We start from the raw sequence: 23,168 nt of genomic DNA, 5'->3' as shown, positions 1-23,168 counted from the left end.
TGACGACATGACCGAACTAACGATCAACACGGGCTGCGCGGACCTGCTCGCGAGTCTGGACCAAGGCGTTCTGAGGCTCACCCTCAATCGCCCCGCCGCGCGGAATGCGATGACACAGGCGATGAATGCGGCGCTGGCCCAGCAACTCGCCGCCGCCGAATTCGACGCGCGCGTGCGCTGCATCGTGCTCACCGGGGCGGGCGCGGGCTTTTGTGCGGGCGGCGATGTCAAGGACATGGCCTCCACAGGCGACGGCACGGTAGGCGCCCAGACCATCGACCAGGCGATCCACCGGCAGCGCATCAACCAGCGCGAGACCGCGGGGAGGCTCTACAGCATGCCTAAGCCCACGATCGCGGCGCTGCCCGGCGCGGCGGCCGGCGCGGGCCTCGCACTGGCGCTGGCCTGCGACCTGCGTCTGATGTCCGACGCGGCAGTGCTCACCACTGCCTTCGCACGCGTGGGATTCTCGGGCGACTACGGCGGTACCTTCTTCCTCACACGGCTGGTCGGTGCAGCAAAGGCGCGCGAGATGTTCTTCTTAAGCCCGCGCATCGATGCGCGCGAGGCCCTCGCCTTTGGGCTGGTGAATTGGGTCTGCACGCCGGATATGCTCGTTGCGGAGACGCATCGCATCGCGCACCAACTCGCGGTCGGCCCTACTGTTGCCTACCGCTACATGAAGGAAAACCTGAACCGCGCCACGAACGGCGACCTGCTCGATTGCATGGACCTCGAGGCCACCCACCACATCCACTGTGGCCAGACGGAGGACCACCGCGAAGCCGCGCGCGCCTTCGTCGAGAAGCGTCAGCCGGTTTTTCAGGGGCGATGAGCCCGCTGCCCGTCCCCACAATGAAATCTCCGCGCCTCGCCCCGCACCTCGCGTACTGGCCCCGACGTTGCCCTACCGAACTCGCGCCGGCGCGCTCCTCGCTATGGCACAACCTGCGCGCCTCGGCCGAGCGCTACCCTGACAAGCCGGCACTTGTCTGGTTCGACCGAGTGACGAGCTACCGCGCCCTTGCCGACCAGGTCGACGCGATGGCCGGCGCCCTGCAGTCCTTGGGTGTGCGCCACGGCGACCGCGTGCTGCTGTGCATGCAGAACACGCCACAGCTTGTGGTAGCGCACTACGCGATCTTGCGGCTTGGCGCGGTGGTCGTGCCGGTCAACCCGATGAACCGCGCTGAGGAACTGCGCCACTACATCACCGATGCCGATGCCGCGGTCGCGCTCACCGCTGGCGACCTCGCCTCGGAAGTTGCGCAGGCGAGCAATGCGCTGCCGACCGCGCAACGACTCAAGCATCTGGTGGTGACGCAGTTCGGCGATGCGCTCGACGTCTCGGGCGTCGTGGGACCTGCCTTGGCGCCCGCCTGGCGCGAATGGATGACTACGCTGTACTCGCTGCCTGCGCTCGAGGGCGGAACCGTGCACGCCTGGGAAGACCTGCTGCGCGAAGCCCCGCCACCTGCAGCGCCCCCTGCCGGCAGTGAGGACCTCGCGCTGCTGCCCTACACCAGCGGCACCACCGGTATGCCGAAAGGTTGCATGCACGTCCATGCGGCCCTGATGCACAACGCGCTGGCCTGGAACTCGTGGTTCGATGCCGGCGCAGAGTCGGTGGCGCTGGCCGTGGCGCCGATGTTCCACATTACCGGCATCGTGGCGGTGCTGCACGCGTCGATCGCAAGCGGCGCCACCATGGTCTTGATGCCGCGTTGGGACCGCGATGTGGCGGCCCACCTGATCGACGCCTGGAAGGTCACGGACTGGGTCAACATCCCGACAATGGTGGTCGATCTGCTGGCGAGCCCTTCTATCGCCGCCTACGACCTGTCGAGCCTGACCTGCATCGGAGGCGGCGGCGCCGCCATGCCGCACTCCGTGGCGCAGCGACTGGCCGAAGCCTTCGGCCTGACCTACATCGAGGCCTACGGACTGACCGAGACGGCCGCGCCGTCGCATGCCAACCCACCAGAGCGCCCCAAGCGCCAATGCCTGGGCGTGCCCTTCATCGGCACCGATGTGCGCATCATCGACCCCGACACGTTGGAACTGATGCCCCCAGGCGAAGTCGGCGAGATCGCGATTGATGGACCTCAGCTCTTTCGCGGCTACTGGAAGCAGCCCGCGGCCACGCAGGCCGCCTTCACCGAGATCGACGGCCGGCGGTTCTTTCGCACCGGAGACATCGCCCGCGTGGACGAAGAGGGCTACTTTTTCATGACCGATCGGCTCAAGCGGATGATCAACGCCAGCGGCTTCAAGGTCTGGCCCGCCGAGGTCGAACTGACGCTGTTCAAACACCCGGGCGTGCAGGAGGCATGCGTCGTAGCGACGAAGGACGCCTACCGCGGCGAATCGGTCAAAGCGATTCTGGTGCTGAGGCCGACGCATGCGGACACAAAGGCCGAGCAGATCATCGCCTGGTGCCGCGAGCACATGGCGGCCTACAAGGTACCGCGGCATGTGGCTTTCGTCGATGCGCTGCCGAAGAGCGCAAGCGGCAAGGTGATGTGGCGCACGCTGCAGGAAGCCGACGCGCTCCAGATTCAACCCAGAGAGACAACGACATGACGAAGCACGGACCCTGCGCCCCCTGGCGACATCATGCGCTGCTGGCCGGCCTCGCCCTCGGCGCCTGCCTGGTCGCAGGCGCCAGCCACGCGCAGACCAGCTATCCCACCCGGGCGGTGAAGTTGATCGTGTCCAGCGCGGCTGCTGGCTCGTCCGACCTAGTGGCGCGGGTGGTCGCGCAGCAGCTCCAGGAATTGTGGAAGCAGCCCGTGATCATCGACAACCGCGGCGCGGTCAACGGCGTGGTAGGTGCGGAACTCGGCCAGAAGGCGCCGCCCGACGGCTATACGCTCACCGTGGGCAACAGCGGCACCCACGTGATGAATTACGGCCTTTACAAGACTTTGCCTTACGATCCGCTCAACGGCTTCGCCCCGATCGCAAAGCTGGCGATAGCGCCCGGCGTGCTCCTGGCCAACGCCCGATTGCCGTACACCAACGTGCACGACATGCTGGCCCATGCGAAATCGCATCCGACCTATGTGGCCACGCCGGGCGCGACGGCGCAGTTCGCCGCGCTCATGCTCAATTCCATGGCGGGCGCTGAGCTCACGGTCGTGCCGTACAAGGGCAACTCGCAGTCCGACCTCGCGGTGGCACAGGGCGAGGCGCAGCTGAGCATCACCACCCTGACCAGCGCACGCCCGCACGTCGAAAGCGGCCGTGCTCGCATCCTCGCCACCATGGGTCGCGAGCGCGCTTCGGTGGCACCCGACCTTCCCACGGTGGCCGAGGGCGGCGTGCCGGGCTACGAGCTCGAATACTGGGTGGGCCTGTTCGCGCCCCTGGGCACCCCCGCGGCCGTGATCGAGAAGGTCAGCGCCGACTTGAAGAAGGTGCTCGCCATGCCCGAGGTGGTCAAGCGACTGGAGGACGCGGGCTTCAGCGCCGCCTATCAGGCCCCTGGAGCCTTTGGCGCCGCTACGAAGGAATCCGCGCTGCGCAGCGCCAAGGAGATGCGCAGGTTGGGTATCGAAGCCCAGTAAGGCACCCGGCACCCGATACACAAAAGGAGAACACCGATGAGCACGAAAGATCAGCCGCCCGCGGCCCGCACACCGGGCGCTCACCGCGCCCAGGCCGGCCAGCACCACTTCAACTTCGGCGACTTGAACCGCATCAAGGCCGCGCCCAATTACTCGCCCGTAGTCGGCGGCTGCGTCGAAGGCGACCGGCTGATCGTGGCGGTGATGACTGCGCCCGCGGGACAGATGGCCGACGCGCACTCGCATCCGAACGAACAGTGGATCTACGTGCTCGACGGCATCATCGACATGAACATCGACGGCAAGGATTACGCCTGCCAAGCCGGAGAGGTGCTCTACATTCCAGCCAACATCGTCCACAGCGGCGGTGCGCGCGCTGGCCAAGACGCGCGTTTCTTCACCGCCAAAGACGGCTCGCACGGGCTGGCCGGGACGAGAGTCGGCGCTTGACGGTCGCCATGCGAACCTGAGGCGAAAGACAAGAATGATCTGCAAGGCTCGAGTCGCCTGTGAAGCGCTCTTGAGTCTGGCCTGTGGTTACTGGCGTTGATGGTGGCCACACTTGGTGCCGCCTATTGCGTGCACCTTGACGACTAGAGCGCTGTCCCTCATAAGCGGCCAAGTCCGGTCTCGGCGACTGCAATCGTCTGGCCACTCGAAGGACGGCATACGGCGTCGAGCCGACGATCATCCTCAATGGCGGCTTTCGGAGGGCGCGGTTCCAACCAGCCCTGAACGGAAATTTGGCGCACCGGACCGAACTTCGGCCGATGGCCGGAATTGGCTGGCTGAGAATTGTTGCCCGCCACTGGGTCAGTGCGCACGCGCTTCGCTGTGATCGCGGCGCGCGACTCGCCGCGCCCTACCCTGCCCGGTCTTTGCATCGCCCCAGGACGCCGGAGGCGTTCAATGCAACCCAACTGGCCGATTCCTCATCGAATCAACGACTTGCGCGCGCCGTCGTCAAAGTTAGGGCATAAATTCGGTGGCAATCCGGCCCAACTTTGAACGAACTCACGAACGTGTGAGTTCCTCCAAGGTTGTCTCACTTGGTTACCCAAGAAAATCAACAGCTTGCGCGCGTCGTTGTCAAAGTTGCACCGGTCGGGTTTTCAAATTTCCGCCGGCGCAGGTTCAACGCCCTCCCAACGACAGCTACCGGGCTCCATTGCCGTCCGCTGTAGGCCCGGTTAGGGCCCTCAAGCGACCTTCAACCTCGCTGCCCAAACGTCGGTTTTGCGGCTGCAAGCAGACTTCAGCCCTGAAGTAAGACAGTCGAACTCGGTTCACACGTCCATGGTGTGACGCCCTTTGGTTATCTGGGGATTTGCGCAGCGGCTCGGCGCGCAGTGGCGGAGGGTCGCCCAGGTCCAGCGCTCAACGACCGAGGCGTTTAGAAACTTCGATGCCGCAAGCTCTCACCGCTGTCGCCTGGGTGCCCGTCCACTCCGTATCGAAAGATCGCGAGCGTCCCATGAGCGTGATCCCCAGCACGATGTTTCCCGAATAGTCGAAGACGGGTGCGGCAAAGGAGCAGACGCCGGGTGTGGGGTTGTTGATCGAGCGAGACACCCCGTGTTTGCGCACATCGTTCAGCATGCCTTGCAAATCGTCGGTGTCGATTGGCTTTGCGATGTCCGGTCCGAGCCGCCGCTCATCTTCGAGCAGCGATTCCTCGATCAGCTTGGCGGGCAGATAGGCAGCGAACAAGCGGCCCGTGGCGGTGCCCGCCAGTGACATGACGGTTCCGGTGCGAATGTTCGTGTGTAGCGGGTAGATCGCATCGAAGAGATACACGACCGTCGGCCCTTGATTGCCCCAGACCGAAAGAGCAACGCTGTGCCCCGTCTCCCTCGCCAAGTCCTCCGCGAACGGCGTGGCTTCGCGAACGGGATTGAGCATCCGAAGAGTGACCAGGCCAAGTTGCATGGCGGTTGGCCCGAGCCAGTAATAGCCCGTCGAAGCCTCCTGAGTGACCAACCCCAGCTTGGCGAAGCTCACCAGATAGGGATGAGCTTTCCCAGGCGCCATGTCAGCAGCCTTGGCGAGTTCCCTTAAAGGCATCGGGCGACCCTGTGCGCCGAGCGCAAGCAGCAGTTGGCCTCCAGCCTCAATGGATTGGATGCCTCTACGTTCCTTCTCGGAACTGCCTTCGCTTTCATGTGCGGCCATAGCGTCTCCTAACAATCTGATTCTAACAACTTCATTAGGTCAGGGTAAACCATTAGTATAGGAAAGACGCGTTAGCACCATACTAACGTCATCGGGTCGGCAGACGAGGCCCCAACCTCAAGGAGTAGTGGTCAATGAGCAAGCAGGAAACTGAGTACGACGTTCTGGTGGTCGGCACTGGCGCGTCTGGGATGTCAGCGGCAGTCACAGCGGCCCACCAGGGCCTCAAGGTTCTGGTCGTCGACAAGGCGCCGGTCTTTGGCGGCACCACCGCACGTTCGGGTGGATGGCTGTGGATTCCCGGCACCAAGCTCGCCAAGGAGCAGGGGATCGACGAGCCGGCAGGTGCGGCGCGCGCTTATCTGCAACACGAGGCCACCACCCATTTCGATGCCGCGCGCGTCGACGCCTTCATCGAAAACGGACCCAAAGCCTTCGACTTCTTCACCGAGAACACGTGCGTGCAGTTCGACATGCCGCCGATGTTCCCGGATTACCACGCCGAAGCACCTGGCGGCCAGCCGGCCGGCCGGTCCATGGTGACCCGCCCATTCGACGGGCGAGAACTGGGCAGCCGCATCGAAAAGCTTGCGCCGCCCGTGCCCGAGCTGACCGTGTTCGGCATGATGCTCGGCTCAGGCAAGGAACTGTGGCACTTCCTGCGTGCCTTCAAATCATTCGAGTCCTTCTGGTACGTCGCTAAGCGGTTCGGCGGACATCTGCTTGATGTCGTGCGGTACGGCCGCGGGATGACGCTGACCAATGGCAATGCCTTGGCTGGCCGACTCGCCAAGGCCGCGATGGACCTCAACGTTCCGGTGTGGCTGAATTCGCCGGTGAAGTCGCTGATCGTGGAAGGCGATGGCGTCGTCGGAGCGACCGTTGTGCAGGACGGCAAGCCAGTCGAGATCCGCGTGCGCCGTGGTGTGGTCCTGGCATGCGGTGGCTTCCCCTACGACGTGGAGCGTCGCAAGCAGTTGTTCCCGCATGCACCAACGGGCCACGAACACTTCACCCCGTCTCCCGCGCTGAATACCGGCGACGGCCTGCGCCTGGGCGAATCCGTCGGAGGCTGGGTCGACCCCACGATTCCAAATGCTGCGGCATGGTGCCCGACCTCGGTGACCAAGCGCAAGGATGGATCCGAGGGCGTCATGCCTCATTTCATCGACCGTGCCAAACCGGGCGTCATTGCGGTCACCCCGAAGGGGCGCCGCTTCACCAACGAGGCGCTGTCGTATCACGATTTCATTCAAGACCTGGTGAAGGTCTGCAAGGGGACGCCTGAGGTCACTTGCTGGCTCATCTGCGATCACAAGCACCTGCGCGAGTATGGGCTGGGCGCAGTGGCTCCGTTCCCACTGCCCATCGGCAAGCATCTGAAGAGCGGCTATCTCAAGAAGGGCAACAGCCTTCAGGAGCTGGCCAAGGTGATCGGCGTGCCTTCCGGGGCACTGCAAGAGGAAGTCGAATCCTTCAACCGCGACGCCGCCAAGGGCGTCGACACGAAGTTCGGCAAGGGCAGCACGGCCTACAACCGCTTCCAGGGCGACTCTTTGGTGACGCCGAACCCATGCATGGCTCCGATCCGCCAGGGCCCTTACTACGCGATCAAGATTGTCGTCGGCGAGATTGGCACATTCGCCGGCCTCCTGACGAATGAGTCTTGCCAAGTCCTCAAACAGGCTCGGCAACCGGTCAAGGGTCTCTATGCCGTCGGCAACGACGCCGCCAGCATCATGGGTGGCAACTACCCCGGGGCCGGCATCACGCTCGGCCCGGCGCTGACCTTCGGCTATGTCGTCGGTAACGCGCTTGCGAACCAAACGGAGCGACCTGCGGCCGCTGATGTTGTCCCGTTGGCCACTCCGCGCCAGCGTGTCCGCGCCGCCTGATCTCCACAAACGAAAACAGGACAGACATATGGAAATCTCTGAACTCATGGCACCGCAAGTCTTGAACGGGCGCATCGCTCTTGTGACCGGCGCAGGTCAGGGCAATGGCAAGGCGATCGCAAAGGGTCTCGCGAAAGCGGGCGCCAAGGTCGTCGTGACCGACTTGAACGACCAGAACGCCACAGCAGTTGCTGCCGAGATCAATGCCGCAGGCGGCAAGGCCGTCGCATACAAGCTGGACGTGACTTCGCAAGATGCTTGCCAGGCACTGGCGCTCACCGTGGCGAGCGAAGTCGGAAACATCGACATCCTGGTGAACAACGCCGGCATCATCATCCGCGAAGGTCTGGACAGTCCGAAGGTGGCTTCGAACCTCGAGCGCACTCTGAATGTGAACGTGATGGGCACCTTCCTTCCAACGCACGCCTGGTTGGGTGCGCTGAAGGAAACCAAGGGCGTGATCATCAACGTCGGGTCCATCGCCTCGAGCACCGGAATTCCCAACGTCGTGGGGTACTCCCCATCCAAGGGCGCGGTCAAGCTCATGACGCAGGCGCTCGCCGTTGAACTGGCAAAAGACGGCGTCCGCGTGAACGCGATTGCGCCGGGTGTCATCGAGACGCCAATGACGTCTTACACGCGGGAAGCGCCAGATCGCCTCGACAAGTTCATGCTGCGCACGCCGATGGCGCGCGTCGGGCAGCCCGAAGAGCTGGTTGGGCCCGTCGTGTTCCTGGCATCGAGCATGGCCTCCTACGTGACGGGCGTGACGCTACCCGTTGACGGCGGCTTCCTTGCTTCCTGATTCCCAGGCTTCATTCCTTCCTTGTTCGCAACCCTGAACTCACTGAGTTCGAAAAATCCGGAGACAGCTATGAGCATTCCTAATTTCCTGAAGACAGCCGTACTTGCCGCGAGCGTTGTTGCCGCAACGGCCGCAAGTGCCCAAGACATCAAGTTGGGCTACAACGGCGATCTGTCGGCCTCTCCCTCCGCGCAAAGCGGCCAAGCGGCAGTGTTGGGCATGGAAGCGGCTATTGCCGACATCAATGCCGCGGGCGGCGTGCTTGGCAAGAAGCTGGCGCTGGTCACTCGCGATGACACTTCGGCGCCCCCGAAGTCGATCCAGAACATGAGCGAGCTGGTCGACAACGAAAAGGTTGCCGCCGTATTCGGTCCGACCAATTCCGGCAATGCCATGGCCTGGAAGCACATCGCCAACCAGAAGAAGATTCCGGTCATCGGCAACGTGGGTTCGGGCACTGACATCACGAAGCCGATGAGCCCGGGCGCGGACAACTACATGTTCCGCGTCTCGATGGTGGACCGCGAGCAGGTTGCCGCCCTGATGGCGTATGTCAAGAAGAACACGGACAAGTCAAAGGTCGTCGGCTTCATGGCCGAGACGACGGGGTACGGCCAGGGCGGCCTGAAAGACATGGAAGAGATTGCCAAGTCCCAGGGCATCAAGATCGCAGCGACGGAGCGATTCGGCGTGGGCGATACGGACATGACGTCGCAGCTGAGCAAGATGAAGTCTGCCGGCGTCGACACGGTTGTGGTCTGGGCACAGGGAACCCCCATCGCGCAGCTGGTGCGCAGCATGGAAAAGATCAACTACTTCCCTCTGGTACTGACCTCGTGGGCTGCAGACAACATCACGTTCTATGACGCGGCAGGCAAGACGTTGGCGGAAAAGCCGATCTTCATGCGTACGGTCAGCGAGTCGCGCACGCCGGCCCAACAGAAACTGTTCGACCGCGTCGGCCCCAAGCTCAAGGCGCCGGGCTCCTTCTCCTTCGCGCTGCACGGCTATGACTCGGTCATGCTCTATGCCGCCGCGGCAAAGCAAGCCAACAGCTTCGACGGATCGGCCGTTCGCCTCGCGCTGGAGGACCTGAAGACCCCGGTCCAAGGTGTTTTGAAGACCTACGACAAACCCTTCAGCAAGACCAACCACGAAGCCTTGACAGCCAAGGACCTGGTGTGGATTCGCTGGAAGGACGGCAAGCTGCTGCCGTACACGGACTCGATCGTCGGCTCCCTGGCTGGCGCGGACTTCAAGCAGTAACGCGATTCGCGTATCCGGGCCGCATCCCGCGGTCCGGGCAATCATCTCGGAGGCAACTATGGTTGAGGCGCTCTTGCAAGCGATTCTCAGTGGCTTGGCCGTGGGCGGTGCCTACGCGCTGGTCGCCCTGGGTTTCAGCATCACTTTCACGACGACCAAGACACTGAACTTCTCGCACGGCGAGTTCGTGTCGGCGGGTGCATTCATCGGTATGAGCGCGCTCTTCCTGGTCCTGGGACTTCCCGTGACCTCCACCACCTTTGGTCAGGCACTGCCAGGCGCTGGCGCCCAGCTTCTTGCTCTTGCAGCAGCGCTTGGTGTCATGGGCCTTCTCGGATGGCTCCTCTACGCGATCGGCGTGCGGCCCTTTGCAGGACGACCGGGCATGGCCTGGGTCATGAGCACCCTGGGCTTCGGAGTCATCCTGCAGAGTATCGGCTTGGCCATCTGGGGACCCAAACCCGTTGTGGTCCCCGGGCCGGTGGGCGACGAAGTGATCCGACTGCTCGGAATCGGCGTGCGTCCCCAGGAGCTTCTGACGCTGGCCGTCGCCGTGGTCATCATGATCGGCTTCGACTTCGTCATGAATCGAACCATGGTGGGCAAAGCCATGCGTGCGGTGGCCGCGAACGGCAACGTGGCCAGCCTCATGGGCATCAACACCAACGCCGTGATGATCGGCGCCTTTGTGATCAGTTCCGCGCTCGCAGGCCTGTCAGGCTTCCTGCTTGCTCCGATCGCCCAAGCGTCGCTCTTCATGGGTCTGACGGTCGGCCTGAAGGGATTCTCTGGCGCAATGATCGGAGGCCTGAGCAATCCGCGTGGCTGTGTGATCGGCGGGTTCGTTCTCGGTGTTTTCGAGTCGCTGGTGAACCTGTGGCAGGCCCAGTGGCGTGAGGTGGCCGTCTTCGGTCTCGTGATCCTGGTGCTGGCGTTCCGCCCGACAGGTTTGTTCGGCAAGAAGCTGGTGGAGAAGGTATGAAGCGCAGTCAACATCTCGTGGGCGTCGTGCTCGCTGCCGCCGCTCTGATCGGCATCACGTCCCTGTTCGGAAACGACTACTACCTGCGCATCGTCTTCATGATGTGCGTCTACTACCTCTGCGCTGCCGGCATGAACGTGCTGGTGGGCTATGCGGGGCAGAAGTCGCTGGGCCAGGCCGGGCTCTTCGCTGCAGGAGCCTATGCGGTTGCACTGCTGACGACGCGTACCGAAATGAACCCATGGCTCGCGCTGGTAGTGGCAGCCGGCATCTCTGCGGTTTGCGGCGTCCTCATCGCATTGCCGTCGCTGCGAGTGAAGGGGCCATACCTCGCCATGGTGACGCTGGCGTTCGGCATTGTTGTGGAAAAGCTCGTGGGCGAATGGACCGACGTGTTCGGCGGCGCGCAAGGGATCTATGGCATCAAGGCCTTGACCTGGGACGGGCAACCATTGACCTCGCTGCAATGGGTCTGGCTTGGCATTGGCCTGTGCGCTTTGACGCACCTCTTGTTGCGCAACCTTCTGCAGGGTCGTTTCGGCCGCGCGCTGCTCTCGCTGCAGGCTGACGAGATTGCTTCTTCATCGGTGGGTGTTCGCGTCTATCGCGCCAAGGTCATCGCGTTCGTCGTTGCGGCCGTCACATGCGGCATTGCCGGTGCGCTCGTCGCCCAGCAAAACCAGTACATCAACTCCGACTTCATCACTTTCCATCTGTCAATCTTCATCCTGCTTCTGGTGCTGTTCGGCGGAGCGGGATCCCAGTATGGACCGCTGGTGGGCACCGTCATCCTGACGGCGGTCGATGCGGCCTTGGCTCGCTGGCCTTCGGCGCAGCATTTTCTCTACGGCTTCCTGCTGCTGTTTGCGCTCTATGTGATGCCAGGCGGCGTGACCGGTCTGTTCTCGAAGTGGTTCAGGCGGTCGACCGAGAAACCCGAAGTTGCGAACGCCGATGCCGCACCCACACGCATCGGTCCCGAGGGCCAAGGGGAGTTGCTGGTGGTGCAAGGAGTCACCAAGAACTTCGGCGGCGTGAAGCCGGCCCAGAACGTCTCGTTCCGGCTGCAGCGCGGGCATATTCACGCGCTGATCGGGCCGAACGGGGCCGGCAAGAGCACGATGATCAACATGCTGACGGGCCTGATCGATCCGACCGAGGGCTCGATCCAGTTCCTTGGCCAGGAAGTCTCCGGTCAACCGGTGCACTCGATCTGCTGCATGGGGATGGGGCGCACCTTCCAGAACCTGCGTCTCTTCGCTGAACTGTCGGTGCTCGACAACGTCATGCTCGGCCGTCACAGCCGTATGACGAACGGCTTCCTCGCGTCCCTGTTCCACCTGCCGAGCGCGAAGAAGCAAGAGGCCGCGACGCGGGCCCGTGCCCTGCAGTTGCTGAATCTGGTGGGCCTGCTGCATCTGGCGCACCAGCCGGCTGGAAGCCTGCCTTACGGCCTGCAACGCCGCGTCGAGCTCGCACGGGCACTGGCGACCGAACCGCAACTCCTTCTGCTCGATGAACCGGCTGCCGGTCTCAACCCTCAGGAGACGGCCGAGCTCGGTCAACTGCTGCTTCGAATCGGCAAGTGCGGCGTGAGCATCTTGATGGTCGAGCATCACATGGATCTCGTCATGTCGATCTCCGACCACGTCATCGTGCTCGACTACGGCATCAAGATCGCCGAGGGCAAGCCCGCCGAGGTGCAAGCCAACCCCCGTGTCGTCGAGGCCTATCTTGGCGTCGACGAGCCCGAAGAAGCGCTCGCCGCAGCCTGAACCGGAAAGTCAAAAATGCTGAAACTCGAATCAGTCAAGGTTGCCTACGGTGCCATTCAGGCAGTCAAGGGCGTGAGCATCGAAGTGCGCAAGGGCGAGGTGGTGACCATCATTGGCGCCAACGGAGCCGGCAAGAGCACCTTGCTCAAGAGCATCTGCGGCTTGGAGCCTGTCACTGAAGGTCGCATCCTGTTTGATGGCAAGGACATCACGAACGTTGCATCGCATCAACGGGTGGGCCTCGGCGTCGCGATGTCGCCGGAAGGCCGCGGCGTGTTTGCCGATCAGACCGTGCGCGAAAACCTGATGCTCGGTGCTTATTCGCGAAAGAGCGACCCATCCGCCACGGCAGCCGCCATCGAGCGCGAGTTCCAGCGGTTTCCGCGACTACGAGAGCGCCAGGACCAGTTGTCTGGAACCTTGTCCGGCGGCGAGCAGCAGATGCTTGCGATTTCCCGCGCATTGATGAGTGACCCTCGCTTGTTGCTGCTGGATGAACCTTCGCTCGGCCTCGCGCCCTTGATCATCAAGGACATCTTCAATGCGATCCGCCAACTGCGCGAGGCGGGCCTGACCATCTTGCTGGTCGAACAGATGGCCAAGCAGGCGCTCGGCGTCGCCGATCGAGCCTATGTCCTCGAAACAGGGCACATCACCGCGGAGGGCACCGGTCGCGCACTTCTCAACGATCCCAAGGTCAAGGCGGCCTATCTCGGTTCGCACTGACCCATTCACCCCGTCCACACAAGGAGTACCCCATGACCGAAACGAAGAAGTTTGCGAGCCAGGCCGACCTGGAAGAAAAGAATGTCACCTTCAGCCAGATCTCCGAGCACGCCTGGGCATACACGGCCGAAGGCGACCCGAACACCGGCATCATCATCGGCGACGATGCCGTGCTGGTTGCCGACACTCAGGCCACGCCGGCCATGGCGGCCGATGTCATCCGTCGCATTCGCGAAGTGACCGACAAGCCAATCAAGTACGTCGTGCTGACGCACTACCACGCAGTGCGCGTGCTCGGTGCCAGCGCCTACGGGGCGGAACACATTCTCGCGAGCCAGGACACGCGGGACCTCATCGTTGAGCGCGGCGAGCAGGACAAGGCGAGCGAGATCGGCCGCTTCCCACGTCTGTTCGCAGGTGTCGAGACCGTCCCGCCCGGCATGACTTGGCCCACCATGACCTTCACTGGAAAGATGACGCTGTGGCTCGGCAAGCTCGAAGTGCAGCTGCTGCAGCTCGGCCGTGGCCATACGAAGGGCGATACCGTTGTGTGGCTTCCTGGCGAGGGCGCCCTGCTGTCGGGCGATCTGGTCGAGTTCGGTGCGACACCCTACGCCGGCGATGCCTACTTCAAGGATTGGCCCAAGACGCTCGAGAATGTTGCTGCACTCAAGCCCAAGGCGCTGGTGCCTGGCCGCGGCGCCGCGCTGACCACGCCCGAGGAAGTTTCCAAGGGCCTCAGCGAGACACGCGAGTTCATTTCGGACGTGTACGCCAATGTCCAGAAGGGCGTCGATGCCGGCAAGGACCTGAACGCCGTCTACAAGGACACGTTTGCTGCCATGAAGCCAAAGTACGGGCACTGGGTGATCTTTGACCACTGCATGCCGTTCGACGTCACGCGGTGCTACGACGAGGTGACCCAGTACACCGACCCGCGCATCTGGACCGCCGAGCGCGACGTCGAGATGTGGAAGACCCTGGAAGGCTAGCGCCTTCGCTCGCAAGAGCAATCAACGAAATCTGCAGTTGTCTCGCGCCGACGCCAAGTCGGCGCGGTGGGGATCGTCTCGCCCATGCGCTTCGCAGCGGTCGACGATCCCAGCCACGCATCACGTCAAGGAACCCATCGTGAACGATCGCCTGACCGCGGAACGCCGCTACCAGAGCGGCTTCGGCAACGAATACGCCAGCGAGGCCGTCGCCGGCGCGCTGCCGCAGGGCCGCAACAGCCCGCAGCGCGCGCCCTTCGACCTCTATCCCGAGCTGATCTCGGGCACCGCCTTCACCGCACCGCGCCACGAGAACCGGCGCAGCTGGATGTACCGGCGCCAGCCCTCGGTCGTCTCCGGCCGCTACCAGCCCTACGCGCAGACGCACTGGCAGACCGGTGCCGACCGCGAGATCGCGCTCGCGCCGGAGCCGCTGCGCTGGCATCCGATCCCGCTCGACAACGCCGACGTCGATTTCGTCGACGGCATGCGCACCCTTGCCGCCAACGGCGACGCCGAGGCGCACAGCGGCATCGCCGCGCACGTCTACCTCGCCGGCCGCTCGATGGAGCGCCGCGCCTTCGTCAATGCCGACGGCGAGATGCTTCTCGTGCCGCAACAGGGGCGTCTCACGATCACCACCGAGATGGGCGTGCTCGAGGTCAAGCCCGGCGAGATCGCGCTGCTGCCGCGCGGCGTGGCCTTCAAGATCGCCTTGCCCGACGGTCCTTCCCGCGGCTACGTCTGCGAAATCTACGGCGCCCAGTTCCGCCTGCCCGAGCTGGGCCCGATCGGCTCCAACGGCCTGGCCAACGCGCGCGACTTCCAGGCGCCCCTGGCGGCGTTCGAGAGCGAGGCCGGCGGCTACGAGATCGTCAAGAAGTTCGCCGGCCGCTTCTGGCGCGCGCCGATGAAGCAGTCGCCCTTCAACGTCGTCGCCTGGCACGGCAACCTCGCGCCGGTGAAGTACGACACCGCCAACTTCATGACCATCGGCTCGATCAGCTTCGACCATCCGGACCCGTCGATCTTCACCGTGCTCACCTCGCCCTCGGACACGCCCGGCACCGCCAACTGCGACTTCGTGATCTTCCCGCCGCGCTGGCTGGTGATGGAAGACACCTTCCGCCCGCCCTGGTACCACCGCAACCTCATGAGCGAGTTCATGGGCCTGGTCTACGGCGAGTACGACGCCAAGCCCGGCGGCTTCAAGCCCGGCGGCGCGAGCCTGCACAACGCGATGGTGCCGCACGGCCCCGACGAGGAAGCCTTCGACAAGGCCAGCCACGCCGACCTCAAGCCGCAGAAGCTGGACAACACGCTGGCCTTCATGTTCGAGAGCCGCTTCCGCTTCATCCCCACCGCCTGGGCGCTGCAGAGCCCGGCGCTGGACGCCGATTACGCCGACTGCTGGGCCGGCCTCAAGGACCAATTCAAGCCATGACCAACGCACTGAACGCCACCCACGACCCGGCACTGCGCAGCTGGGTCGCCTCGGCCAACCAGGCCGGCTGCGACTTCCCCGTCCAGAACCTTCCCCTGGGCCGCTTCCGGCCCGCGGGCAGCGGCGAGCCCTTTCGCATCGGCGTCGCGATCGGCGACCAGGTGCTCGACCTGAAGGCGACCGGCCTGGTCCACACCGACGACATGAATGTGGTGATGGCGAAGAACCCGGCCGAGCGCCAGGCCCTGCGTGCCGCGATCTCCGACGGCCTGGCCGAAGGCAGCGCGCAGACCACCGAGTGGGGCCATTTCCTCTTCGCCCAGTCGGCCGTCGAGATGACGGTGCCCTGCCGCATCGGCGACTACACCGACTTCTACACCAGCGTGCACCACGCGACCACCGTCGGCAAGCAGTTCCGCCCGGACAACCCGCTGCTTCCGAACTACAAGTGGGTGCCCATCGGCTACCACGGCCGCGCCTCGTCGATCGGCGTCAGCGGCCAGCGCTTCAAGCGACCACAGGGCCAGACCAAGACACCGGACGCTGGCGCGCCGATCCTTGGCCCGTCGAAGCGCTTGGACTACGAGCTCGAACTCGGCTGGTTCGTCTCCCAAGGAAATGCGCAAGGGGAGCCCATCGGCATGGATGCGGCCGAGGCGCACCTGTTCGGGGTGACCCTTTTCAACGATTGGTCGGCGCGCGACATCCAGGGTTGGGAGTACCAGCCCCTGGGACCTTTCCTCTCCAAGAACTTCGCCAGCACGGTCTCACCCTGGCTGGTCACGAGCGAGGCTCTGGCGCCATTTCGCGTGGCCTTCGAGCGTCCCGCGGGAGACCCGCAACCGCTGCCTTACCTGGACTCGGAGACGAACCGCGTCCAAGGCGCGGTTTCGATCGAGCTGGAGGTCCTTCTGCAGACCGCGAGGATGCGCGAAGCGGGTGAGGAACCTGTGCGGCTCTCGCGGACGAACACCACTCGCGCGGCCTATTGGACGCCGGCCCAGCTAATCGCCCACCACACGGTCAACGGCTGCAACCTGCAGCCGGGCGACCTGCTGGGTTCGGGCACCTTGTCGGGCCCGGAGGCCAGCGAAGCCGGCTCATTGATGGAACTCACCGGCGGCGGCAAGCAGCCGATCACACTTCCCAACGGCGAGCAGCGCAGCTTCCTGGAGGACGGTGACGCATTGATCATGCGCGGGTGGTGCGAGCGCGAAGGCGCAGCGCGCATCGGGCTGGGCGAAGTGGTCGGCACGGTCGAACCACGATGAAAAAAGCCGTCCCGCTCGAGCAGGCGATCGCGATGATCCCGGAAGGGGCCTCGCTGATGGTGGGCGGGTTCATGGGTGTGGGATGCCCACCGCGGCTCATCGACGAGCTGATTCGGCAGCGTCGTGGTGGGCTCACCCTGATCAGCAACGACACCGCGCGACCCGGGGTTGGCGTTGGCCGGCTCATCGATGCGGGGTTGGTCCGAAAGGTCATCGCCAGCCACATCGGGACCAATGCCGTGACGCAGCGGCTCATGCTGGACGGCTCCGTCGAGGTCGAGCTTGTACCTCAGGGAACCCTGGCAGAAAGAATCCGCGCCGGTGGATTCGGTCTAGGCGGCATCCTGACGCCCACGGGCGTCGGCACCCTGGTCGCAGAGGGCAAGCGCACCCTCGAGGTCGACGGCCGCAGCTACCTGCTCGAAACCGCCTTGAAGGCCGATTTCTCATTGATCAGCGCGAAGAGGGCGGACTACTACGGCAATCTTGAATACACGCTCACGGCACGGAACTTCAATCCGCTGATGGCCATGGCGGCCACGACGACCATTGCGGAGGCAGAAAGCATCGTGCCTGTGGGCATGATCGCTCCGGACTCCGTCATCACGCCTGGCGTACTCGTGCATGTCCTGGTCGGAAAGGAGCGGGCGTCATGAACGACAAGGAAGTGATCGCACGGCGTGTCGCGCAAGAACTGAAGGAGGGCGATCGCGTCAACCTCGGTATCGGTCTGCCCACGCTGGTCGCCCAGTACCTGCCGGCGATGCTTCAGGTCTTCTTTCACTCCGAGAACGGCATCATGGGCATGAGTCCGTTGCCCGGCGAGGGATTCGAGGACATCAACCTCACCGATGCCGGCGGGCGCCCGGTTGGCGCATTGCCCGGCGCCTGCGCCTTCGACTCCGCGTTCTCCTTCGGAATGATCCGGGGCGGTCACCTTGATGTGACGGTGCTCGGTGGCCTGGAGGTCGACGAACTCGGGCAGCTCGCCAACTGGATGGTACCTGGCTCCATGATTCCAGGCATGGGCGGCGCCATGGACCTGGTGACGGGTGCGCGCCGGGTCATCGTCGCGATGACGCATCGTTCAAAGAGCGGCTCCAAGATCGTGCCGCGCTGCAGCCTGCCGATCACCTCGGTAAGGCGTGTCGATCTCGTCGTCACCGAGCTGGCAGTCATCCGTCCGACCGAGAACGGGCTTGTGCTGGAAGAGACTGCCCCTGGCGTGTCGGTCCGGGAAGTGGTCGCTGCGACCGATGCGCATCTGATCCTGGCATCAGGTCTGGTGCCATGAGTGCGAGCGCAGCCGCCGGACAGAGCGACGCGACGATGAGCAATCGACCCCTCGACTCGCGAACGCTCTGGCTCATCGGCACCTGTGCGTTCGCAAGCATGGCTTCCATGCGTGTCTGCGACGCCATGCTTCCTTCGTTGGCTGCGGAGTTCTCGACGACAACCGGGGAGGCTGCCTTGGCGATCTCCGGTTTTGCCATGGCCTACGGTGTGCTCCAACTGTTCTACGGGCCCTTGGGTGATCGCCGCGGCAAGGTGCGCGTGGTGGGTTACGCGACGCTCGCCTGCACGATCGGAAGCGTGGCAGCAGCTTTGTCGCCCACCTTGGACTGGCTCGTCGCCAGCCGCATCCTGTCCGGAATGGCGGCGGCCGGAATCATCCCGCTGACGATGGCCTGGATCGGCGACAGCGTTCCTTACGAGGGTCGCCAGGAGGTGCTGGCCAAGCTCCTCAGTGCGACTGTGTTCGGAATGATCTGCGGCCAGTGGCTTGGCGGGGTCATCGCCGACCTGATGGGCTGGCGATGGGCATTCGCCATCCTCGCGCTGGTCTTCCTGATCAGCGGAGCGATGCTTGCCAAGCGGGCGAACGGCCTCGCGTCCCCGGCATCGGGAGATTCCGAAAGTGTGGGCCGGCGAGCGCTGGACGTGCTCGCCCGCCCGTGGGCAAGGACGGTGTTGCTCGTTACTTGCATCGAAGGCGCGTTGGCGTTCAGCGCGATTGCCTTCATCCCAGTTCACCTGCACGCCGCGTTCGATCTGACCATGCCGACTGCAGGCGGGATTGCCGCGCTTTACGGCATTGGTGGTCTCATCTACAGCCGCTGTGCTCGCGTCCTGCTGCGCCGATTCGGTGAAACCGGCCTGGCGAACATCGGGGGCGTCTGCGCGGGCCTCGCGTTCGCGACGATCGCGTTTGCACCGTCCTGGCATCTGACACTTCCCGCCTGCCTGGTCGCCGGATTTGGCTTCTACGCCTTGCACAACACCCTGCAGACCAACGCCACTCAAATGGCCCCTGCCGTGCGCGGCACCGCTGTGTCGCTGTTCGCAAGCGTCCTTTTTCTGGGTCAGTCGCTAGGGGTCTTGCTCGCTGCGTGGATGGTCGATCGCTATTCGTCATCTATGGCATTTGCGTTCTCGGCGCTTGGCTTCCTGCTTCTAGGCGCCGCGTTTGCGTCCTTGATCAGACGGCACACCCGCACTCTGAAGGAGGCCTGACCGATGTCCGAGCGCGAAACGAGCCCAGGCGCTGTCCAGGCGACCTTGATCGCAGCGATGGCCGTCTGGGGATTGAACGTCGCCGCCGTGAAGGTCTTGACCGGCATCTTCGATCCCACCACTGTGGCGGCACTGCGAATGCTTGTGGCCTGCGCAGCGCTGACCCTGGTCATGCTGTGGAAACGCTGTCGGCTGCCCACGCTGTCGATGGGCCAGTGCGCGGCGATCGTCGTCTGTGCGGTGTTGATGGTCTACCTCAACCAGATACTGTTCGCCGAGGGGTTACTGCGGTCGACGGCGACCAACGGCGCACTGATCATGGCGCTGAGCCCGCTGGTGTCCGCATTGCTCGCCGCGGTTGCCTTCCGTGAACGGATGACGTGGCTGCGCCTGCTGGGCGTCGTTCTGGGCTTCGCGGGCGTGGCGGCGGTAGTCCTGAGCCATCCAGGCGCCGGCCTTTCGAGCGCGGGCGCCGGAGACCTGATGCTGGTGGCCGCCGTCGTCAGCTTTGCTGCGGGCGGCGCAATCATCCAGCGCCTGGCGCGCCGCCTCCACACGCTGACCATCAGCTGGGCGATCTATCTGGTCGGGTCGTTCCTTCTGGCAGTCCACGCCACCCTCGAGTCGCCCGCGATTGGATTCGATGGGCTCTTTCCAGGCTGGCGCCCTTGGGCGTTCATTCTGTTCTCGGGTGTCATGGCGACCGCGCTGTCCAACCTCGTCTGGAACCGCGCCATCGCGCGCATCGGCGTCGCACGTACCGCCGTGTTTCTTTACTGGGTGCCCGTCTTCGGCGTTGGGTTCGCGGCCTTGCTGCTCGGCGAACGCTTGACGCTCTGGCACCTCGTCGGATTTCTTGCCGTGATGGGCGGCACCTATCTGGGTACTCGGCAACCCGCGACCGTCTCGGTCGTCGCCCCCTAACTGAACAGGCTTTCCTATGACCACCAGTGAACCACTTCTTTTCCAACCCATTCAGCTTCGCGAGCTGGTTCTGAACAACCGAATCGTCATCTCGCCCATGTGCCAGCATGCGGCCGAATCCGGGCGCGCGACGCCGTGGCACATGGTCCACCTTGGGAAATTCGCCCTCGGCGGCGCTGGGCTGATCCTCACCGAAAGCACGGCCGTCGATCCTCGAGGCCGCATCGGCACGGCGGATCTGGGCCTTTGGGAGGACAGCCAGATCGCTCCGCTGAAGGAGGTGGTTGATTTCGTCCATTCCAACGGCGGTGCGATTGGCGTTCAGTTGGCCCACGCGGGCCGAAAGTCAGGAAGCCAGCCGCTGTGGGAAGGCGGCGCGGCATTGTCTGAGCATCGCCTCGCATCGGATCCGCAGCCCTGGCGGCGCCTTGGGCCGAGCGCGTTGCCCGCAGGCCCCGGATGGTCGGCGCCGGTCGCGTTGGACGCCGCCGGCATCGCAGACGTTGTAAAACGGTTCGTCGATGCGACCATGCGCGCCGAACAGGCCGGGTTCGACGTGGTGGAGCTCCATTTCGGCCACGGCTATTTGGTCGCAAGCTTCTTGTCGCCGAACTCGAACCACCGCGATGACGAATGGGGCGGCAGCCTTGAAGGACGCATGCGTCTGGCCCTCGAGATCGCGCGCAAAGTTCGTGCGGCCTGGCCAGCGGGCAAGCCCCTGTTCTGCCGGCTGTCGGCGGTCGATGGCAGCGTTGATGGTTGGAGCCTCGAGGACTCGATCGTCCTGTCGCGCGAGCTTGCCGGTTGCGGCGTCGACGTCATTGACTGCTCGTCCGGTGGATTGACAGAAGAAACGCGCGCGCTGCCGGTCCCGCGAGGACTCGGATTTCAGGTGCCGTTCTCGGAGCGGATTCGCCAGGAGGCGCAGATCAAGACGCAAGCCGTTGGAATGATCGTCGATGCGCACCAGGCAGAAGAGGTGCTAGCCGACGGGAAGGCCGACTTGATCGCCCTGGGTCGCGAAGCACTCTTCGATCCGTACTGGCCGCATCACGCCGCCATCACCTTGGGGGTGGACCCCGCATACAAGCGCTGGCCAGTCCGGCACGGCGTCTGGCTTGCAAAACGCGCTCCGGGCCTCGCACGTGCCCGTGCGCAGGCCGCGGCCGAACTCATTGAACCAAACACCATCCAGGAGTGAGCACCATGAACGTACGAATGGGCCTGATCCGAAAAAAATCCGACTGGTCGACTGAAGAATTCAGCGACTATTGGTGCAACCAGCATGGTGCGCTTGCCAAGCGAGCGCCTGGCCTGCGGGCGTACTGGCAAAACCCCGTGACAGAGCGCTTGCAGCGAGGCATCGATTTCCCGCGTGGACCGTGGGACTTCGACGGCTTCTCGCAGCTGTGGTTCGATGACGTTGGCAAAGCGAACCACGCGTTCAGCGACAGCGAGCTCGCTGCGGAACTCATTGCAGACGAAAACCATTTCCTGGGTGATTTGCACATCGTGACCGCCGAGCAGCATGTGGTCATCGAGTTGCCGGAACCGCCAGCGCGTGCTCGGCTACTGAAGCGCATGTCAATCTTGAAGCGACGGCCTGATCTCAGCGAAGAGGATTTTCGACGCGAATGGAAGGTCCACGGCGATCTGGTCCGCAAAATGCCAGGCGTCGGTGCCTACAGGCAGAACGTCGTGATCGCCCGTGAATTGATGAAGGGGCAATCATGTGGCTACGACGATTTCCCGATCGACGGCATCGTCGAGCTCTGGTTCGAGGATGCTGCGACGCTGGAGGCTGCGTTCGGCTCCGAAGCCGGGAAGGAGACGATGGCCCACGCAAAGACGTTCCTGGCTGAGATCACTGCCTTCGTAGTAGCCGAGCGGCAGGTGCTGTAGCTCCGAAAGGCCCCAGATGATGAAGAGGATGACGCTCCTTGCGAAGAAGGAAGGAACTGCCACGTGCGACTTCAGGGCGTACTGGGCGGGCCCTCATGCCCAGCTCGCGCTGGGCATGGGAGGCATCACCAAGTACACCCACAACCGCGTCGACAAGATCCTGTGGGCAAGCAGCGGCGAGCCCGCCTTCAACGTGGACGGGGTCGTGGAGCTCTTCTTTGCTGATGCGGACGCTATGCGCCTGGCCCAAGCATCCGCGGTCGGTCAGAAATACATACCTGCCGACGAACCGATCTTTCTGAAGGGCTGGACATTGTGCGTGGTCGAGACCGATGGAGATGAATCGGCCGAACAGCCTGTGAAAGTCCTCATCGCATTTCATGCGCAAGCGAAGATGCGCGACGCGCTGTGGCGCGAACTGCGCCGAGTGGCGCACACCACCGGGAACAATGTCGCGCTGAACTGGACGGTATCGACAGCTCGTCGCGAGCGATTGTGGACGGAGCCGTCTCCTCCGACTGGCTTCATCTGTGTCTGGCTCGATAGCGTTGCAATGGCCCACGAGGCTTTCGAACTCTCATCAGAGCTGCGCCGCGTCATTGAGACGCACACAATTGACGGGGTCGCTTATCTCATCGACCAACTTCACATCAGGTAGTCCAGCGACCCACGCGATGACCTGCATCGGCGCGGATGTGAGGGGCGGCCGCAACATTGCCCAAGTAGACCATCGACAGATCTTGCGCCGCGAACGCACCCCATGGCCCGACGTGCACTTCGCTTGGATCACAACTTTATGGTCAGCTATCCGGCTGCAAGCGGACGGTCGGCCGCGCCCCGCGAAGGCCCGCTGATGTTAAGGGTTGCCCGATACCTGCCCTTGCGAAGCGCAGCGCCAAGCACGGCTACGGCCTGAGGGCAGGTGTTGGGC

At 63.9% G+C, this 23,168-nt stretch carries 21 protein-coding genes; 20 read left to right on the top strand and 1 reads right to left on the bottom strand.

Going from position 1 to position 23,168, the window contains the following annotated elements:
* Positions 1–7: 7 nt before the first annotated feature.
* The 4 genes from AC3A6X_RS35965 to AC3A6X_RS35950 are packed head-to-tail and all read left to right on the top strand — an operon-like array spanning position 8 to position 4,019.
* A complete protein-coding gene (locus AC3A6X_RS35965) occupies positions 8–835 on the top strand; it encodes an enoyl-CoA hydratase-related protein (protein WP_487846644.1) in 828 nt (275 codons plus the stop codon).
* A 20-nt stretch (positions 836–855) separates the two neighbouring features.
* Positions 856–2,583 (top strand): long-chain-fatty-acid--CoA ligase, encoded by a 1,728-nt coding sequence (locus tag AC3A6X_RS35960; protein ID WP_487846643.1) that lies wholly within the window; start codon positions 856–858, stop codon positions 2,581–2,583.
* Positions 2,580–3,569: a Bug family tripartite tricarboxylate transporter substrate binding protein gene (locus AC3A6X_RS35955; RefSeq protein WP_487846642.1), complete on the top strand. Its 990-nt coding sequence runs from the start codon at positions 2,580–2,582 to the stop codon at positions 3,567–3,569. The genes AC3A6X_RS35960 and AC3A6X_RS35955 overlap by 4 nt, the downstream gene beginning before the upstream one ends.
* Before the next feature lie 36 nt (positions 3,570–3,605).
* The gene (locus tag AC3A6X_RS35950; protein WP_487846641.1) at positions 3,606–4,019 is read left to right on the top strand and encodes a cupin domain-containing protein; all 414 of its coding nucleotides are present in this window, start codon (positions 3,606–3,608) and stop codon (positions 4,017–4,019) included.
* A gap of 927 nt (positions 4,020–4,946) precedes the next feature.
* On the opposite strand, the gene AC3A6X_RS35945 is transcribed toward AC3A6X_RS35950, so the two are convergent.
* Entirely contained in the window at positions 4,947–5,741 is a 795-nt protein-coding gene (locus tag AC3A6X_RS35945) for an IclR family transcriptional regulator (protein ID WP_487846640.1), read from the bottom strand.
* A 134-nt stretch (positions 5,742–5,875) separates the two neighbouring features.
* Here AC3A6X_RS35945 and AC3A6X_RS35940 point away from each other — a divergent pair, with 134 nt between their 5' ends.
* From AC3A6X_RS35940 to AC3A6X_RS35865, 16 genes are all read left to right on the top strand, one after another.
* Complete coding sequence (locus AC3A6X_RS35940; RefSeq protein ID WP_487846639.1) at positions 5,876–7,636, top strand: FAD-dependent oxidoreductase; 1,761 nt, start codon at positions 5,876–5,878, stop codon at positions 7,634–7,636.
* A gap of 28 nt (positions 7,637–7,664) precedes the next feature.
* Complete coding sequence (locus tag AC3A6X_RS35935; protein ID WP_487846638.1) at positions 7,665–8,441, top strand: SDR family NAD(P)-dependent oxidoreductase; 777 nt, start codon at positions 7,665–7,667, stop codon at positions 8,439–8,441.
* 69 nt (positions 8,442–8,510) lie between these two features.
* On the top strand, positions 8,511–9,707 hold the full coding sequence (locus AC3A6X_RS35930; RefSeq protein ID WP_487846637.1) for an ABC transporter substrate-binding protein: 1,197 nt from the start codon (positions 8,511–8,513) through the stop codon (positions 9,705–9,707).
* Positions 9,708–9,765: 58 nt separating this feature from the next.
* Positions 9,766–10,689 carry a branched-chain amino acid ABC transporter permease gene (locus tag AC3A6X_RS35925; protein WP_028250709.1) on the top strand — a complete coding sequence of 308 codons (924 nt, stop codon included), beginning with the start codon at positions 9,766–9,768 and terminating at the stop codon, positions 10,687–10,689.
* Positions 10,686–12,464 carry a branched-chain amino acid ABC transporter ATP-binding protein/permease gene (locus tag AC3A6X_RS35920; RefSeq protein WP_487846636.1) on the top strand — a complete coding sequence of 593 codons (1,779 nt, stop codon included), beginning with the start codon at positions 10,686–10,688 and terminating at the stop codon, positions 12,462–12,464. The genes AC3A6X_RS35925 and AC3A6X_RS35920 overlap by 4 nt, the downstream gene beginning before the upstream one ends.
* 15 nt (positions 12,465–12,479) lie before the next feature.
* Positions 12,480–13,190 (top strand): ABC transporter ATP-binding protein, encoded by a 711-nt coding sequence (locus tag AC3A6X_RS35915; RefSeq protein WP_487846635.1) that lies wholly within the window; start codon positions 12,480–12,482, stop codon positions 13,188–13,190.
* Between the two features lie 32 nt (positions 13,191–13,222).
* Positions 13,223–14,182 (top strand): MBL fold metallo-hydrolase, encoded by a 960-nt coding sequence (locus tag AC3A6X_RS35910; RefSeq protein WP_487846634.1) that lies wholly within the window; start codon positions 13,223–13,225, stop codon positions 14,180–14,182.
* A gap of 139 nt (positions 14,183–14,321) precedes the next feature.
* Positions 14,322–15,626 (top strand): homogentisate 1,2-dioxygenase, encoded by a 1,305-nt coding sequence (hmgA, locus tag AC3A6X_RS35905; protein WP_487846633.1) that lies wholly within the window; start codon positions 14,322–14,324, stop codon positions 15,624–15,626.
* Positions 15,623–16,897: a fumarylacetoacetase gene (fahA, locus tag AC3A6X_RS35900; protein WP_487846632.1), complete on the top strand. Its 1,275-nt coding sequence runs from the start codon at positions 15,623–15,625 to the stop codon at positions 16,895–16,897. Before hmgA ends, fahA begins: the two co-directional genes overlap by 4 nt.
* The gene (locus AC3A6X_RS35895) at positions 16,894–17,553 is read left to right on the top strand and encodes a CoA transferase subunit A (protein WP_487846631.1); all 660 of its coding nucleotides are present in this window, start codon (positions 16,894–16,896) and stop codon (positions 17,551–17,553) included. The genes fahA and AC3A6X_RS35895 overlap by 4 nt, the downstream gene beginning before the upstream one ends.
* Complete coding sequence (locus AC3A6X_RS35890) at positions 17,550–18,191, top strand: 3-oxoacid CoA-transferase subunit B (RefSeq protein ID WP_487846630.1); 642 nt, start codon at positions 17,550–17,552, stop codon at positions 18,189–18,191. The genes AC3A6X_RS35895 and AC3A6X_RS35890 overlap by 4 nt, the downstream gene beginning before the upstream one ends.
* Positions 18,188–19,411, top strand: a complete 1,224-nt coding sequence (locus AC3A6X_RS35885; RefSeq protein WP_487846629.1) for an MFS transporter — start codon at positions 18,188–18,190, stop codon at positions 19,409–19,411. The genes AC3A6X_RS35890 and AC3A6X_RS35885 overlap by 4 nt, the downstream gene beginning before the upstream one ends.
* 3 nt (positions 19,412–19,414) lie before the next feature.
* Positions 19,415–20,335: a DMT family transporter gene (locus AC3A6X_RS35880; protein ID WP_487846628.1), complete on the top strand. Its 921-nt coding sequence runs from the start codon at positions 19,415–19,417 to the stop codon at positions 20,333–20,335.
* Positions 20,336–20,351: 16 nt separating this feature from the next.
* A complete protein-coding gene (locus AC3A6X_RS35875) occupies positions 20,352–21,536 on the top strand; it encodes an NADH:flavin oxidoreductase/NADH oxidase (protein ID WP_487846627.1) in 1,185 nt (394 codons plus the stop codon).
* Between the two features lie 5 nt (positions 21,537–21,541).
* Positions 21,542–22,237, top strand: coding sequence for an EthD domain-containing protein (locus AC3A6X_RS35870; protein ID WP_487846626.1), 696 nt, complete (start codon positions 21,542–21,544; stop codon positions 22,235–22,237).
* 28 nt (positions 22,238–22,265) lie between these two features.
* Positions 22,266–22,895, top strand: coding sequence for an EthD domain-containing protein (locus AC3A6X_RS35865; RefSeq protein WP_487846625.1), 630 nt, complete (start codon positions 22,266–22,268; stop codon positions 22,893–22,895).
* Positions 22,896–23,168 lie beyond the last annotated feature (273 nt).

The organism is Variovorax sp. Soil_C_12 (genome assembly GCF_057657375.1).
Note: the sequence above shows the minus strand (reverse complement) of the source record. Positions and strands in the feature narration are given on the sequence as shown.